Below are 16186 nucleotides of genomic sequence, written 5' to 3' on the forward strand. Positions count from 1 at the left end.
GTTTATAGGGTTTAATCAGAATTGAAATATAATTAAATGAATTTTAATGAAAAAACATATATCCGAAAAGAATTGCTGCAATAATACCTGCAAAATCCGCAATCAGGCCTGCAGTAATGGCATACCGCGTTTTTCGTATGTTTACTGAGCCAAAATAAACTGCTACTATATAAAAAGTTGTTTCAGTAGCTCCTCTTAAAATGCTGGCCATCTTACCGGCAAAGGAATCAACCCCATGTGTATTAATAGTTTCAATCATCATACCCCTTGCAGCTCCTCCACTCAATGGCTTCATAATGGCGGTGGGCAATGCCTTAACAAAATCAGTATCAGCGCCGGTTAGGGAAACCAGGAATTCAATACTTGCGATCAGGTAGCTCATGGCGCCGCTGGCTCTGAAGACTCCGATTGCTACCAAAATGGCAATCAAATAGGGAATGATTTTAATGGCAATCTGAAAGCCTTCCTTGGCACCGTCTATAAAAGTTTCGTAGAGATTGATCCGCTTTCTCAGGCCAAGTATGATAAAACTTATGATAAGTGTGAAAATTATAAAATTACTGGCAACAGTAGAAACCTCACCGATCTGCTCCTGAGGCAATGACATGAAGTAATATACTATACCGGCAATAATCAAAGAGAGGCCGCCCAGGTAGGCGAGAATCACCTTGTCAAACAGGTTGATCTTTTGGTAAATGGCCACAGTGATCAGGCCCACAATAGTTGAGCAGAATGTAGCCAGCAAAATTGGAATAAAAACATCAGTAGGGTTTGCGGCTCCCAGTACAGAGCGATCCACCAGTATGGTAAGCGGTATGATGGAAAGGCCTGAAGTATTTAGTACCAAAAACATGATTTGTGCATTGGAGGCGGTATCCTTGTCTGGGTTCAGGTCCTGCATTTCATTCATGGCTTTTAACCCCAGCGGAGTAGCGGCATTGTCGAGCCCCAGTATGTTGGCAGAGAAATTCATGATAATAGAGCCCGTCGCAGGGTGGTCGCGGGGGATATTAGGGAAAAGCCTTACGAAAAACGGCCCTACGAGCTTTGATAAAATATTTACCATTCCACCCTTTTCACCGATTTTCATAAGCCCCAGCCATAGAGACATCACTCCGGTTAAATAAAGTGAAATTTCAAACCCGGTTTTGGCCATGTCAAATGTAGAATTGACCAAGGCCGGAAATACTTCATAGTCCTGTAAAAAAATCAGCTTGCCAAGAGACACAACAAATGCGATAAGGAAGAAGCCAACCCATATATAATTTAATACCATCCCGGATTTTTCAGTTAAGCAATAGCTGTAAAATTATTGACTCTGCAATGAAATCAAAGACTCAGCAATGCTAAATTTTAACAGCATTAATTTTTTCTTCCATTTATTACAAAGATGTCTTTTATATCATTATTTAATTTTTTTAAACAATTTATTATTTTCTTATAAATTTGTTACATACAAACTATAGGATGAATGTGGTAAATATTACTATATTTGGCTATTTTGAATACTATCCTAATGTAGAAATTTAATCTTATGTTGATTTTATTACTTTGTAATTTAATTGCTTTGTATTCCCAAATTGGGACGTATTTAGTATTTAATATATTGATTATCAGGTAATTATTTAAGTGGCCCGATTGTAGATTATTTCATTTTATCACATGTATATAACCCCATGAAAAAGCTTAGCCCCATATTCCTAGCTTTATTAGCTTCTTTTATTTATTCTTTTACAACTGCGCAAACCGGCCCGGGAGGTGTAGGTACCACGGATGGTTCCTCCACCTTAGAGGTTTGGCTACAGGCAGATCAAAGCATTTTTAGTGATGCAGGAGTTACTCCGGCTTCGGATGGCCAACCGGTCCAGCAGTGGAACGACCTGAGTGGCAATGGATTCAACGCCAGCCAGCTTACGGCAGGAGAACAACCCTCATTTCATACAGGCGAAATTAACGGTTTGCCCGTGGTCAGGTTCGATGGCAGCAACGACTCTTTCAATAATGATTATTCAGGTGTGGGAGGGATCACTGCCCGGACAGTATTTGTGGTATATAAAGCCAGCTCATCGTTGCAGCAAACTTCTGACCTTGGTCAGGTGTGGGGATACTATCAAGGAGGTGCCCATGTAGCCCTTGATGCACGAAGCGGAAACCTGAGGGGGTGGAGCTTCGATGGCAATGGTTCAAATCAGGCTGCGTATGCTATCAATGGTAATGATGAAATTGGTCCGTTTGCCAACAATAACAGCAGCCAGTGGACATATGATCAGACCCAGATTGTATTTGCGGAGTTCAATGCACAAAGAACATTATCCAGACAGGTAATAGGTGATTTGATCAATCCTTCAGGTCATAGTTATGGAGGAGATATTGCAGAGATTATTGTTTTCAGCAGCATCTTATCTGATGTTCAACGATTGAGGGTTCATAATTATCTGAGCTCAAAATATGATTTGACTCTTGGTAGTGCTTCAAATGCTTACTTTACTTCTGGAGATCCAGCTTATGATCAGAATATGATCGCTATTGGCAGAGATGGATCAGGCTATGAATATGCGAGTTCGATAGGTATGGGCGGAGGTCTTTATCTTGAAGAGGCCAATTCCAGTATTGATATTAACGATGAATATGTGATAGCAGGGCATGATGGTACTGTTAATGAGGTAGTAAATACCGATGTTGCTGTGCCAGCTACCAGCAGATGGATGAGGTCATGGTATCTGGAAAGGTCGCAGGGGGGGAGTGTCGATGCAGGAGATATCGATATTACCATTGGTTTTGATTTTACTGAGGCCGGCATGGGGCTTGTGGGAGCAGTTACTGACTATAAGCTGTTATACAGGCCTGACCTTGCAAGCAGTTTTACCCTGGTTACGGTATCCAATGCGACGGTAGCAGGCAATACGATAGCATTTGAAGTGGCCGACGCCAACCTTTCTTCAGGGTACTACACTCTGGGTACCCCTGGGGTAACCACGCTATACAGTTATGTCTCTGGAGGTAATTGGGACGATGCCAACACCTGGACTACAGACCCCTCCGGAACAATAAGGATAAATTCAGCGATTCCCGGACCTGATAATAATGTGGTTATTCTAAATGGTATAGATGTTACCATCTCTGAAAATGCAAAGGAAGTCCAGGGTGTTGAGATCAGAAACGGAGCTACTCTTGAAATTGGTAATACTACCGGACATTTGTTCAATATTATAAAAGGAACAGGCAAAATAAGGTTATCCAACCCCGATTTTCCTTTGGGTACCACTCTTGGGACAAATGGTTTTGGTACATCAGATGGAGGGATAGTAGAGTTCTACGGTACAAGTTCCTACACTTTAAGTACAAATTACACGTTTAATGATGTCATTCTTAACCTTACAGGTTCATCCTCCAATGACATCCTTACGGTTTTGGCGAATCTGAACTTAAATGGAGACCTGAATGTGACTGACGGAGAGTTGAAGGTGGGAGATAACTCCAGTACAACTGTCAGGAATATAGATATTAAGGGTGATCTTATTGTGGGTGCTTCGGGCAAAATCAGCGTTGGTACTGCTAATGCCTATCATCAGCTCGCAATTGGTGGGGATTTTTCTAACCATGGAACGGTAAGGTTCACTAACCAGGCCAGTCCTGATTATGTAAATAGTGCAACCACCGGGGTGGTCGAGGTAACTTATAATAATGACTATGCCGATCAGTATACCTATTGCTATGGTACCACTGATTTTTACAGAATAATCATTGATAAGGGTGTAGATGCTACCTACATGGCTTCTTTTGAGGCCAGTAGTTCCGGTAATTTTGAGCTTTACGGAAGAAACAATCAGGCGGGTACTTCCGATGGTACTTCACGGCCGGCTCATGCCCTGGCATTGCATGTGGGTACCATAAGGATTGGCCCTAACGTCTATATTGATGAGCTTAAAACAGGAAGTGGAAACTATGATCTGAATATTAACGCCAGAATATGGGTGGATAATGGCAGACTAACCATGACCGGAAGCACAGCGCTTGTTGTATATGGTACTTTTAAAGTTAGCGGTACCCAGTCATTGGTCAATATTACCAGTGGCAGTGGGTTTACTCTTAGAGAAACGGGTACTATAAGAGTGGAAGAAGGCACTGTTAACGTTAGTCAGATCAGAACCTCAGTGTATGGAGCTCAACATGTGGGCGCTTATATACAAAGTGGCGGATCAGTTAACCTTACCGGTTCGGGTACCGATGGAAGTCATTATGTATTTACCCTTCCTTACCGCGATAACATTTTCAGAATGTCCGGGGGTACGCTGACCATCCAGCGATCTAATGGAACAGATAGTGACTCAGGTGGTATATTTATCAATTCAGATCCTATAAATACCAGTGTTACAGCAGGTGATGTGAGGTTTGAGATGGCGACCAATACCAATTTTAAGATTACTTCAACCGCACCTTTTTTTAATTTATACATGGCTAAGACAGGTGGAGGTACTTCAGAGGTTTATCTGGATGGGGGTACTGTATTAGGGCAGACCCTGACTGCCCAGCCACTTGTGGTACTCAGCCAACTCCGAATTGAAAACTCCACCATTTTCAATGCCAGAGGTGTGGATGTTTATATTGGAGGAAATCTTCGTGTTATGCAGACTGGTGCAGAATATATTACAGGAAATAACACAACTTATTTCGATAATAACAGAAACTCAATTATTTATTTGAGAGATGCTGCCTATCAGCAGGAATTCTACAACCTCGTGGTCAACAAAACCCGTGATGACCGTACGGTTGAAATAGCTCCCCATGGCTCATATGCCACCGGTTCAACAGCAGTAATCGTCAACAACGATTTCAGCGTCATAAGAGGGGATTTTGATTATAGTGATTATAAGGTTTCTGCATTAGGTGATATAAATCTTGCTTTCAGCGTAGTTGGAAACTCACTCGGATCTCTTGACATAAATAATACTGCTGGTGATCAGACTATTACCGTTACAGCGGGCACAAGTCCTTCAGTTGATAAACTCAATATCAACAAAGCTTCCGGGGATGTAAATCTGGCCGGAGCAGGATTGGCAGTAGGTGACCTGGCAATGATTTCCGGAAAAGTTAACATAAATACGCACAAGCTTACAGTAACCAATGTGCTTACCGGAGCACCTTTCTCAGTGTCTAAAATGATCCAGACTGCCGGTAATGCTTCCGATGGAGGACTGGAACTGCCGGTAACAGGCGTGGGTACGGTATTGTACCCTTTGGGTACTAATGCAAATGCTGATTTGCGTTATACGCCGGCAACACTTACCGTACCTTCGGGAGGTTTTAGTGATGACGGGTTTGTAAGGATCAGTGTAGCTGATACTGAGTTGCCTACTTTAGCTTCAGCGGGCAATGCATTGACCTACTACTGGAGGGTGAGCCACAGTGGTTTTACCAGTGTGCCTACAGTGCAGTATACTTTTAATTATAGTGATAGCGATGATAATGCAGCCAATGAAGTTAGCTATGTTCCGGGGTCTGTACTCAACGAACAGCCGTTTACACGCTCTTCCGAAGTATCCGGTAACATTAACACCTCAACCAATATATTAACCTTTGATAATAGTGGAGGAGGGGGCTTCCCCATGATCAATGCCAGCTATACTGCTGGTACTATTTCTAAATTTTCCGGGTCACCAGACATATTCTACAGCCGTAGAAATGACAACAATACCACCGCGGTTGAATATAACTGGACTAATGTTAATGCATGGTCAACAGATGCTGCGTTGAAACATGGAGGAGCCGCAGCGGCTTCTTATCCGCAGGCCGGTGATGTTGCTGTTATTGGTTATGGAAATATCGGTAACCCGGGCGGAGGAGCCAGTGCCACGGGCATTACGGTAACATCAGGTGACGGGGCTACGCACAGGTATAGCGCAAATGTAAATATAGATATAGCTGCCCTTGTATTTGATTCACAGGGTGGGGCAACAGTAGAAGATGTTAATCTCTCCAGACTTACATTCCCTAAAAACAGGGATGGAAGTCTTGGTTCAGTAAGTGGCGATGGGGAGATCCATCTTCAAATGGGTACCGGAGCGGGTGAAATCCCTGATCTGACTGGTGATTTTGGTGATTTTACTACCAACGAAAAGAGCAGCTGGTTGTATAACCTCACTGAAAACGGACAGATTGTGGTGCCTTCAAATATTACCGAGTTCCCGTCATTGAGGATCCTGGGTGGTAATACAACCACTTTTAACAGAACTTTAATACTTCAAAATGACATTAAGGCCAGGAAATTATTGATTGATTATGGTGGTACATTGCAAGTAGAAGCTAACCTTACCGTTACGGATACGCTGCAACTGGGCACTAACAGAAAAGGCAGACTGTTATTTTCATCAGCCTCCTCTCAAACGGTAAGGACGGGGTATCTGAGGCTTGAAACTGCAAAGTTCAATACTTCGGACAATGCTAACCTGATAACGGTAGATAACACTACGCCGGGGGGACTGGAGCACGGACTTATCGTTGAGAATAACATAGATATTATCCATGGCGACATGGACCTGTGGTCGGATAACTCCGGAGGGAATAATGCTATCCTTGAAATCAGGGGAGAAAACATGGATTTTACCGTAACCTCAGGAGCAGTGCCGGAGCTTTACAGGCTTATTATTGATACGCAAAATGAAACGGCCGATTTTATCGACTTTAATGATGAAATCACACTTAATGGCCCTACTGATGGATCTGAAAAGGCTCTTGAAATCATTGCCGGAAGATTAAGGCTGCTTGATGATAACCTCGATTTTACGCTTTCCAGTGGTGGAGATGATTTTGTAATTCCCGATGGAAGTATGATCGTGGTAAGGCAGGCCTCTACTGTAAGAGTCACCGGTGATGATACCGGGATAAGGCTGGACGGAGAATTAAGGGTCAGGGATAATGGCCATGCGTATATCAACGGAGGCAATAACAACTACATAGAATATTCAGGGTCCAATCAATCTATATTAAACATTTGGGAAAGCGGGGAAGTGATCGTTGGGTCTCACATCAGAAGAAGCCTGCTGAGTGATGATGGTGCCTTGAAATTTAACATGGGCGAACAAGGAGCCGGTACTCCACGACTGGTAGTTGGCCAGACCGGAGGTCTGCATAGCAACAGAGGTATTTTTGAGGTGCTTGGAGAAGGAAGTATATTCCAGTTGCATAAGGGTGATTTCATAATAGCTAATGAAAAACCTGCCGGAAGTACTGCAGCACTCGTTCTGGAGCCTGAAACAAGCTATACCGATCCGTCGGCTGTGATAACCATTGGAGGAACAGATACCAATGCCGGGCAGGAGATTACGATTAACAGTGCCGTAGAATTGCCTAATCTGATCGTTGATAATTCTTCGGGCAATAATCCAGTCGCAAGTTTGATGGTTAGGCCATTAACTTTAAACGGTGATTTATCCATTGAAGCAGGAGCGACTTTTGATGCTAACAGCCTTGATCTCTTTATTGAAGGAGATATGACCAATAACGGTACTTATCAGCCCAACGGGAACACTACATATTTTAGCGGAAGTACCCAAAGCATTACAGGAAATACGGAATTTTATAATCTGCAAATTAACCCTTCTGTATCAGTGACCTTGCAGTCGGCAACAGATCTACTGGTGAGCAATGACCTGACCCTGCAATCCGGACAGTTTATAGATGGAGGCAATACCATAGAGGTAAAGCAGGATATATTCAGCTTTGCTGCCCATACAAGCTCAGGTGCTTCGGGAGGTATATTGATGTCAGGAACCAATGCACAGACGGTATCAGGTACCAATGGTACTTTTGGAAGGCTAGAACTGGATAATAGCAATGGTGCGGTATTCCTGCTGAATACATCATTTGCCGGAAACCTGACTTTGACCAATGGTATACTGGACATCAGGAACAGAAGGCTTCAAATACTAGCTTCTTCCAGCATTGAGGGGGCACCATTCAATATAAACAGGATGATCGCGACAACCGGTGTTATCAGTGACCTTGGAGTTACGAAGAGTATGTCAGGTACTTCGGGAAGTTTCTTTATTCCTCTTGGAGTAAACGGTACTACTCCCAAATACACCCCTGTAGCGTTTAATATCAGCACCAAAGCGGCCGGGACATCCCAGTTTAACTTTAAGCCTATAGATTCAAGGCATCCGACCGTAATTGAGGATACTGAAATGGGAGGCCCTTCTGCCCAGATTGATGATCAGAACAATGTACTTCAGTACTATTGGCAGGTGAGTTCTTCCAACATTTCAAACCTTAACGCCACCATGGTGCTGACTTACGATCCTACAGATATTTCGGTGGCCAACGGCAAGTCCGTCAGCGATTATGTAGGGGCAAGGCTCGATGCTTCGGATGATTGGACATTCCCGGGTAATGTAAACTCAGCAAGTAATCAGATCAATTTCACTTTTGCCAGTAGCAGCGACTTATCGCGTGCCTACAGCGCTGGGGTGCCTGAGGCATTCCCTGCAACTATCCCTGTTTTAAGGGCAGTGAATGTGTCAGATACCTGGGACAATGTCAATAACTGGGAAAATGTTACTGACGGAACTGGCCCGGGTGTGAACATACCTGCCGGTGGACCGAGTGGTGTTATCGTTGAGATCCCGGCAGGATTGACTGTTTCAACCAATGGTGATAACCGGGCCGCATATAAAACCGTCATCGATGGTACACTTAACATAAGCAGTACAGACGGACACATCCTGGGAGAGGTCAGCGGCAGCGGTACTATGGCTACCAACAATATTGGTTATTTGCCCGCTGGTAATTATAGTGATTTTTCTGACTGTAGCAGTGGAGGAACATTCGAGTTCGGAGGTTCAGCCGATTATCAGCTCGTGTCTATTTCTATTCCTGATACAGTATATAATCTCTCATTCAGTGGGGCTGGGCAGAGGCAACTGAGAGAAAACATGACAGTTTGCAATGACCTGTCTATCAATGGTACAGCTACCTTCGGCAACTATGGTGGTTTCAACAGTGAGGTTCGTGTATTGGGCGACATATTGCTGGCGTCCGGAGCTGGTTTTCAGGGTGGCTCAGGAAGTAATGCCCGTATCATACTGGCAGGCAGCAGCCCGCAGCAGATCACCGGTAACTTTACAGGAAGCAGCGCTTTCAATAACCTGGAGATCGATAATAACACGGAAGTAGTGCTGAGCGGCGATGTAGAGGTTTCAAGAGAACTGGCTTTAACTGATGGTAAGTTTATCACCACGTCTGCCAATCTTTTAACCTTGAGTACCATCAGTGCTTATGCAACCCCAACCAATGGATCCAACAGTTCTTACGTAGAAGGACCCATGGGCAAGCTCATCAATAACGGTAGTAATTTTACTTTCCCTGTTGGCAAGGATGACAGGGTCCGTAACATCGGTGTTAAAAATACCAATACCACCGGCTCACAAGTGTGGGTAGGGGAGTACTTTAATGCCAACCCACAGGGAGCACCGTATGGTCCGAATTTCAATACTACAAACGGTATGGGCGGTGCCAATGCCGGTCTCAGCGATTCAGAATACTGGTCTCTTGAAGTTAGCGGCGGTTCAGGACAGGTGATCCTGCATTGGGACAGCCAGTCTGGCGTGGCAGGTAATCTAAACCAGCTAAGGGTAATGAGGTGGAACTCCGGCGCTTCTGAGTGGACATCAGAAGGCAATGCAGAAAGAGCAGGAAGCGCTACAAGCGGATACCTCGTATCAAACTCTGTGGGCTTTAGCCAGCAGACTTTCACCCTGGGAGGAACCGACCTCTCTAATAACCCATTGCCTGTTACCTTGGTTGATTTTGCAGGAAGGGTGGACAACGAGTCGAATATCCTGCAGTGGATCACTTCTTCGGAGTTGAACAATGATTACTTTGAGCTGCAAAGATCGAGAGATGGCAAAGCCTATGAAACCATAGCTGAAATTCGCGGTAATGGTACCTCAACCACCAGCCATTTCTATAGTTATAGAGATAAATCTCCTTACACTGGTAGAAATTATTACCGACTAAAGCAGGTAGATTTCAATGGCGAATTTACAGTCTCAGATCAAATAGTGGTACTTGAAAATAAAGTGCTGACGGAAGGAATAGCGTTAGAGGCTTACCCTAACCCTACTGATGATTCAAACATCAACCTAAATATTTCCACCGGAGACCCGGCACCTGTAAGAGTGAGAATGATGGATGTATACGGAAGGGTTTATTTCGAGGAGGTCTATACCTCTGAGGAATTGCTACAAAGCATAAAAGTAGAGACCAGTGAAAATCTTAAACAAGGAGTTTATATCGTTCTGGTAGAGCAGGGCGGTCAAAAGTCTCAGAGGAGGGTTGTTATTAATAGGTGAGGAAGGAATGAATAGGTAAGAAAAGAGGCCGTTTCCAGTGTTTTGGGGCGGCCTTTTTTAATTTTAAATGCTGGAATTAAGGTGAGTTTAGTAGTGATTTTAACTGCTGTTTCGGCGGATATTTGATCCTTCTGAAAGTATAAAGATCGTTTGTTCAATCGTAGGTCAGTAGCGGACGCTACGACCAGCATGGAGCACATCTCTCTGTTCAAGCTGAAAGTCAGTCATTTTCTTCAATGAATTCCCATATCGTATTCCAATTGATCCTGAAACATCATGCACTAGATTTGAAAGATTGATAAATGATTGTTCATCAAAATCTGAAATTTTAGAGTAGTATGTATTCGATTCTGTATATTCTCTAAGAGCTTCCTTCTGTTCTTCTGAATCAATGTGTTCCGTCAGTATTTGAATGACTTGGTCTTTGAGAAAATCCTTAAATTGTTTCTCAAGTGATGATAACTCTGCAGCCAATTGCCTGATTTCATCTTCAGTCCATCTAGGTTTGGTATATAAGGTGTTCGCAAAGTTTTGAAACTTGATGTTGATTACATCAATTGCTTTTAAAGTACTGAGCACTTGAAAATAAGTCTGGTATAGATCTACTAATTCCTTTTCTTTATGTGTACTCTTCGAGTTATTGTAATTGTAGATGAATGAGTTCTTATCAATCTCAATTACAAACTGTTCTTCTTCTTCAATTTCCTTTTTTAGACTATTAATGAGTATTCCAGCATCTTTCCTTTTGTACTTCTTACTATCAAATTCAAAATATTTAGTTTGAATTTGCTTGAGACTGATTTGTTGTAAAACTTCCAAATCAACTTTATTTGATTCCAGCCTCTTTATTTTCTCAACATTCTCTTTTGAGTAAATTTCTTCGAACCCCTTAGCGCTATCAAAATTGACTAGTTCTTTAACTTCAAAAGTTGATAGATGTCTGTCTTCATAGAAACCATTATAGTCTTCTGAAATTTTGTACTTGTTTATTTCAGCTTGTACAAAATCTTGGAATTCGTTTTCCTCCAATGATTTGAACTCAACATTTGGAAATCCAATCTTATAAAGATTACTTGTGACTTCTTTCTTAACTCCATCGGGATTAGTAAAGATTGTCCATGCCGAATTAGTGTTTAATTCAGCCTCAATGCTCACTTTAGCAATATTCTGTTCTCTTTCTTTCAATGTCGGGTGAGATGCCCATTGATCTTTTATGTTTACTCTGGACTTTACGATATTGTTTTCAATATCCTCATCAGTAATGTTAGGGCTTCCGTCTTGAACAGAAATCTTATTATGACTTGCCATAAAAGATGTTGTAAACGAATGGTTGAGATAGATGTCTTCTGAAGCTTTCTTATTTGACGCTAATGAGTACAGATATCTGGTAGTGTAATCATAGGTGAAAGACGAAAACTCAATTTTCCTGAGGGCACTTTTGAAGGATTCAGTTCCACTTACACTGATCGCAATTAAATCGGCATGGTATTCCATTTCTCTGGAGAGCTTCATATAACTAACGTTGATTAGATTATAAGCTACTTTCAAAAGACTTCTTATTCGTTCTACAATCCAAAATGTTATTCTGGCGAAGAAACCAAAAATACCTCCAGTTTGTGCCCAGCTTGAAAGTGTGTTGTCCCAGTTATCGTACTCATAAACCAGATTATAAATTACTTTATTAACAGTATAGATATAACTCCCAACTTTCATACTTCTTTGGGAAAAGTGTCCAAACTCATGAGCAAGAACCGCTTTGAACTCACTTACATTCAAAGAGTTAACAAGCCCTAAGCCAATTTCCAGATTCTTCCTGACAGGAAAGAATAAGCTCCAAAAGCTAGACTTGTAAAAAACCATAGCGTTGACTTCAGGCGATAGGAAAATCTTTTTTGGGAATTTTGTCTGCGTATCCTTGTTAAGATTTCTGATAAAAGAAAAGAGTTGGGGATGTTCGTTTTCCTTAATCTCAAGCCTGAAAGGGTTTTCATCTCTGGTTTTAGAAAAAACGAACTTGAAAAGGAAAATAAACAACATTATACCCAAGGCTATTATCCCTGCCCCTGCAGCCAAGGTAATAAAACTAGGCTTGGTTGCTATAACGGTTATCCCAGCCCAACCGGCTGCTAGCATCACCACAGCTGCAATCGCTATTAATATCATGTAAAAAAGAAGGAAAATTACTATCGCTACTATTACTCCACTTACTGAGTTTCTAAACTCGGAAGATGGCTTAATAAAGTCGTAGTTATCTAGTTTAGGTGATGTAGGATATAAATTTGGATTCATTTTTCAGTTCTGGTGATTGATGCTAAAAATTGTATATGTCCAACGTTGCACATATTCGCACTATACTCCCCTAATCTAAGGGGTTTTCAATATCTTTCAAAGAGTCAATTGCAACATGCGTATTGATCTCAGCAGTGCAGCTTGAGCAGTGCCTTAACAAAATCTAAATTTCCCTAAGACTGGTGCTATTCCCTCGCAGGTGAGTGGCAAAGCTATGTCTCAATATATGTGTGGAAACTTTTTTATCTGATCTTAGCTCTTCAGGAAGCTTTATCAATAATTGTCGCAATGCTTCTTACCCATCATTAATCACATTTAACATATGACATGCCGCCAGTCCCGCAGTCTCCGTTCTTAGCCTGCTGTTGCCAAGACTTACTTTTTGGAAGTCGTTTTGGATGGCGAGTTCCAGTTCGTCTTCTGTAAAGTCGCCTTCGGGGCCGATCAGGATGCAGTAGGTGTCATCCGGGGGAGCTATGTGATAGAGTTTGGCCGGATTACTGAAGTCTACGTAAGCGATGTACTTTCGCTTCTCCTGCACTTTGGTGATGAAGTCAGGGTAGGGCAGTAGTTCGTTTATTCGTGGCATATGGGCGCCTTGAGACTGCTTGAGAGCGCTGACAGCCTTGCGTTCAAGCCTGTCTGTTTTTAAAATTCTTCTTTCGGAGTTTTTACAGAGCAAAAAGCTGATTTCCTGTATGCCAATTTCCACTGCCTTCTCTATAAACCATTCCATCCTGTCCAGATTTTTGGTTGGTGCTATGGCTATGTGGATGTAGTGGGCAGGTTTATCCTGAGTTATGGTGTTGATGATCTCAAAGGCACATGCTTTCGGGGAAGCCGTGGTTATACGCGCTTCATAGATGCTGCCTTTACCGTCGAGTACCTTAATGGTGTCGCCGGTAGTATGACGGAGTACTTTCACGCAATGACGGGATTCTTCCTGGTCAAGGGAATGTACTCCGGCAGGTATTTCCGGTTGATAAAATATTGCCATCAGGCGTATTTTGATTCCAGGTCTTTTACAAGGGCGATATATTCACTTTTGGCTTCTTCCGGGGTTTTGCCTTTCAGCTCAGCCCAGGCATCGTGCTTGGCTATGGCTTTAAAGTCAAATCCACCAGGGCGAGTCTCATTGTTGTCACCTTCGGTAGCCTGCTTGTACAGGGCGTATAGTTTAAGGAGCTCTTCATTAGACGGTCGCTTAGTTAATTCTTTCGATCTCTTTACTGCACTGTCAAATTCTTCTGTAGACATATTATTATAGGGGTTAAATCTGGTTGTAAAATAAAAGAGGCTGAAAATAATATCCAGCCTCTTCGTATCAAAACTTATTGATGTTTTTATCTCTTGCTTTGCTCTACATAAGGTCTTAGGTTTTCACCTACATAGATCTGACGAGGTCTGCCGATAGGCTCATGATTCTCCCTCATCTCTTTCCACTGAGCGATCCATCCCGGGAGTCGGCCAAGGGCAAACATTACGGTGAACATATCTACGGGTATTCCAAGTGCTCTGTAAATGATACCTGAATAGAAATCTACGTTAGGGTAAAGCTTTCTTTCTACAAAATATTCATCATTCAGGGCCACTTCTTCAAGTCCTTTGGCTATGTCCAGTACGGGATCGTTAACCCCAAGTTTAGCCAGCACATCGTCTGCAGCTTTTTTAATGATCTTGGCTCGTGGATCGAAGTTTTTGTAAACCCTGTGTCCGAAGCCCATCAATCTGAATGGATCATCCTTGTCCTTAGCTTTGGCCATCCATTTTTTGGTATCGCCACCATCTTTTTTGATGTTTTCCAGCATATTGATCACCGCTGAATTGGCACCACCGTGAAGAGGCCCCCAAAGAGCATTGATACCTGCAGAAATAGATGCATAAAGACTAGCCTGAGATGATCCTACTACTCTTACTGTAGAGGTAGAGCAGTTTTGCTCATGGTCAGCATGCAGGATCAAAAGTTTATCCAATGCGTTGGCAATAACCGGATCTACTTCATATTTCTCTGCAGGTAACGCAAACATCATTTTCAGGAAGTTGCTGCAGTAGTCCAGTTCATTGTCAGGGTAGTTTACCGGATGTCCGACTTCATTTTTATATGCCCAGGCAGCAAAGGTTGGCATTTTTGCCAAAATCCTGATGATACTCAGATTCACCTTATCGGCAGAACGGTTTGGATCCAGAGATTCAGGGTAAAAGGCAGTAAGCGAAGTAACTAAAGAAGATAACACACCCATAGGATGTGCATTAGATGGAAACCCTTCCAGTATCTTTTTAATGTCTTCATGAACCAAAGTATGAACTTTTATTTCATTCTGAAATGAAGATAACTGTTCGATACTTGGGAGCTCACCATAGATAAGCAGGTAAGCTACTTCGATAAACGTCGATTTTTCTGCAAGCTCCTCAATAGAGTAGCCACGGTACCTTAAGATACCTTTTTCTCCATCTAAAAATGTGATGGCACTTTTGGTAGATCCTGTGTTTTTAAATCCAGGGTCAAGAGTGATCAGGCCTGATTCACCTCTTAAGCTTCCAATGTCAATTCCTGTTTCATTTTCTGTTCCTTCAACCAGTGGTAGTTGATACGATGCATCTCCTATTTTAAGTTCTGCCGTTTTAGACATATTTTATTTTTGGTTTATAGTTCCGTACATTCAAAATCGACCGTGAAATTACCTAAAAAAAGGTTCAAATAAAAACCCTCTTTCGATCTAATTGTTACCCAGGATCAGGGGCATTCCATCTTTACCGCTTCCTACAACCACTACCTTGGAATTCGGAGACTTTGCCAGCTCCAATGTAGCTTCAATACCACGCATTTTTAACAGTTCAGGGGTTAAACTGTTATTGATAATTTTATTGGCTACTGCTTCACCTTCCGCAGCAATACGTTTTCTTTCTGCCTCGCTTTTCTCTTTATCCAGCCTGAACTGGTAGGCCAGTGCTTCCTGCTCCTGCTTCAACTTGTTTTCAATGGCTAACCTGATCTGCTCAGGAAGGTTGATGGAACGAATAAGTAACGCTCTCATTTCACAATTATTTTCATTCAGGCTTTTTTCGGTCTCTGTTTTGATCATGGATTCAACCTCACCTCTTTTCGTAGAGTAGATCTCTTCCGCGCTAAACCTTCCCATTACCTGCCTCACGGCAGACCGTACTTCAGGGATCACCAGTGTATTGATATAGGATACTCCGAAATTTTCATGGAGATGTCCTATTTGATCATAGATAGGGTGGAATCTTAAGGTAACATCAACATTAATGCTTAGCCCGTTTTTGTCTAATACGTCCATTTTTTCTTCAATGGACTTCTCCCTTACTTCGTAAACATGGAGGTTGTTCCATGGGGCTTTCATGCCAAAACCCGGGGTATGAACGTTTTCCTTATCGAGCCCGCCTCCAAACTTATAGAATATCACTGCTCTTTCGCCTGCATCAATTGTATAAAATATGCTTGACGAAAGCCCGATCAAGACTACGGCTGCAATAACTATTATTATGATAATTGGTAAAAATTTTCTATTGTCCATGCTATAAACTGT

Annotated in this window: 7 protein-coding genes; 1 reads left to right on the forward strand and 6 read right to left on the reverse strand. The window is 42.3% G+C overall.

The features are described from left to right. Positions 1-43: 43 nt before the first annotated feature. Positions 44-1276 (reverse strand): spore maturation protein, encoded by a 1233-nt coding sequence (locus tag LVD17_RS19980; protein ID WP_233760780.1) that lies wholly within the window; start codon positions 1274-1276, stop codon positions 44-46. 400 nt (positions 1277-1676) lie between these two features. On the opposite strand from LVD17_RS19980, the gene LVD17_RS19985 reads away from it, so the two are divergent. Beyond that, on the forward strand, positions 1677-10349 hold the full coding sequence (locus tag LVD17_RS19985) for a T9SS type A sorting domain-containing protein (protein WP_233760781.1): 8673 nt from the start codon (positions 1677-1679) through the stop codon (positions 10347-10349). Positions 10350-10514: 165 nt separating this feature from the next. On the opposite strand, the gene LVD17_RS19990 is transcribed toward LVD17_RS19985, so the two are convergent. The 5 genes from LVD17_RS19990 to LVD17_RS20010 form a co-directional block, all read right to left on the reverse strand. Then, positions 10515-12638: a M48 family metallopeptidase gene (locus LVD17_RS19990; RefSeq protein ID WP_233760782.1), complete on the reverse strand. Its 2124-nt coding sequence runs from the start codon at positions 12636-12638 to the stop codon at positions 10515-10517. A 295-nt stretch (positions 12639-12933) separates the two neighbouring features. After that, on the reverse strand, positions 12934-13635 hold the full coding sequence (locus tag LVD17_RS19995) for a 16S rRNA (uracil(1498)-N(3))-methyltransferase (RefSeq protein WP_233760783.1): 702 nt from the start codon (positions 13633-13635) through the stop codon (positions 12934-12936). Continuing rightward, positions 13635-13895, reverse strand: a complete 261-nt coding sequence (locus LVD17_RS20000; RefSeq protein WP_233760784.1) for an acyl-CoA-binding protein — start codon at positions 13893-13895, stop codon at positions 13635-13637. Before LVD17_RS20000 ends, LVD17_RS19995 begins: the two co-directional genes overlap by 1 nt. An 86-nt stretch (positions 13896-13981) precedes the next feature. Continuing rightward, positions 13982-15268, reverse strand: coding sequence for a citrate synthase (locus LVD17_RS20005; protein ID WP_233760785.1), 1287 nt, complete (start codon positions 15266-15268; stop codon positions 13982-13984). Between the two features lie 87 nt (positions 15269-15355). Then, complete coding sequence (locus LVD17_RS20010; RefSeq protein WP_233760786.1) at positions 15356-16174, reverse strand: prohibitin family protein; 819 nt, start codon at positions 16172-16174, stop codon at positions 15356-15358. Positions 16175-16186: the final 12 nt, after the last annotated feature.

Origin of the sequence: Fulvivirga ulvae (genome assembly GCF_021389975.1) — a bacterium.
Classification (GTDB): domain Bacteria; phylum Bacteroidota; class Bacteroidia; order Cytophagales; family Cyclobacteriaceae; genus Fulvivirga; species Fulvivirga ulvae.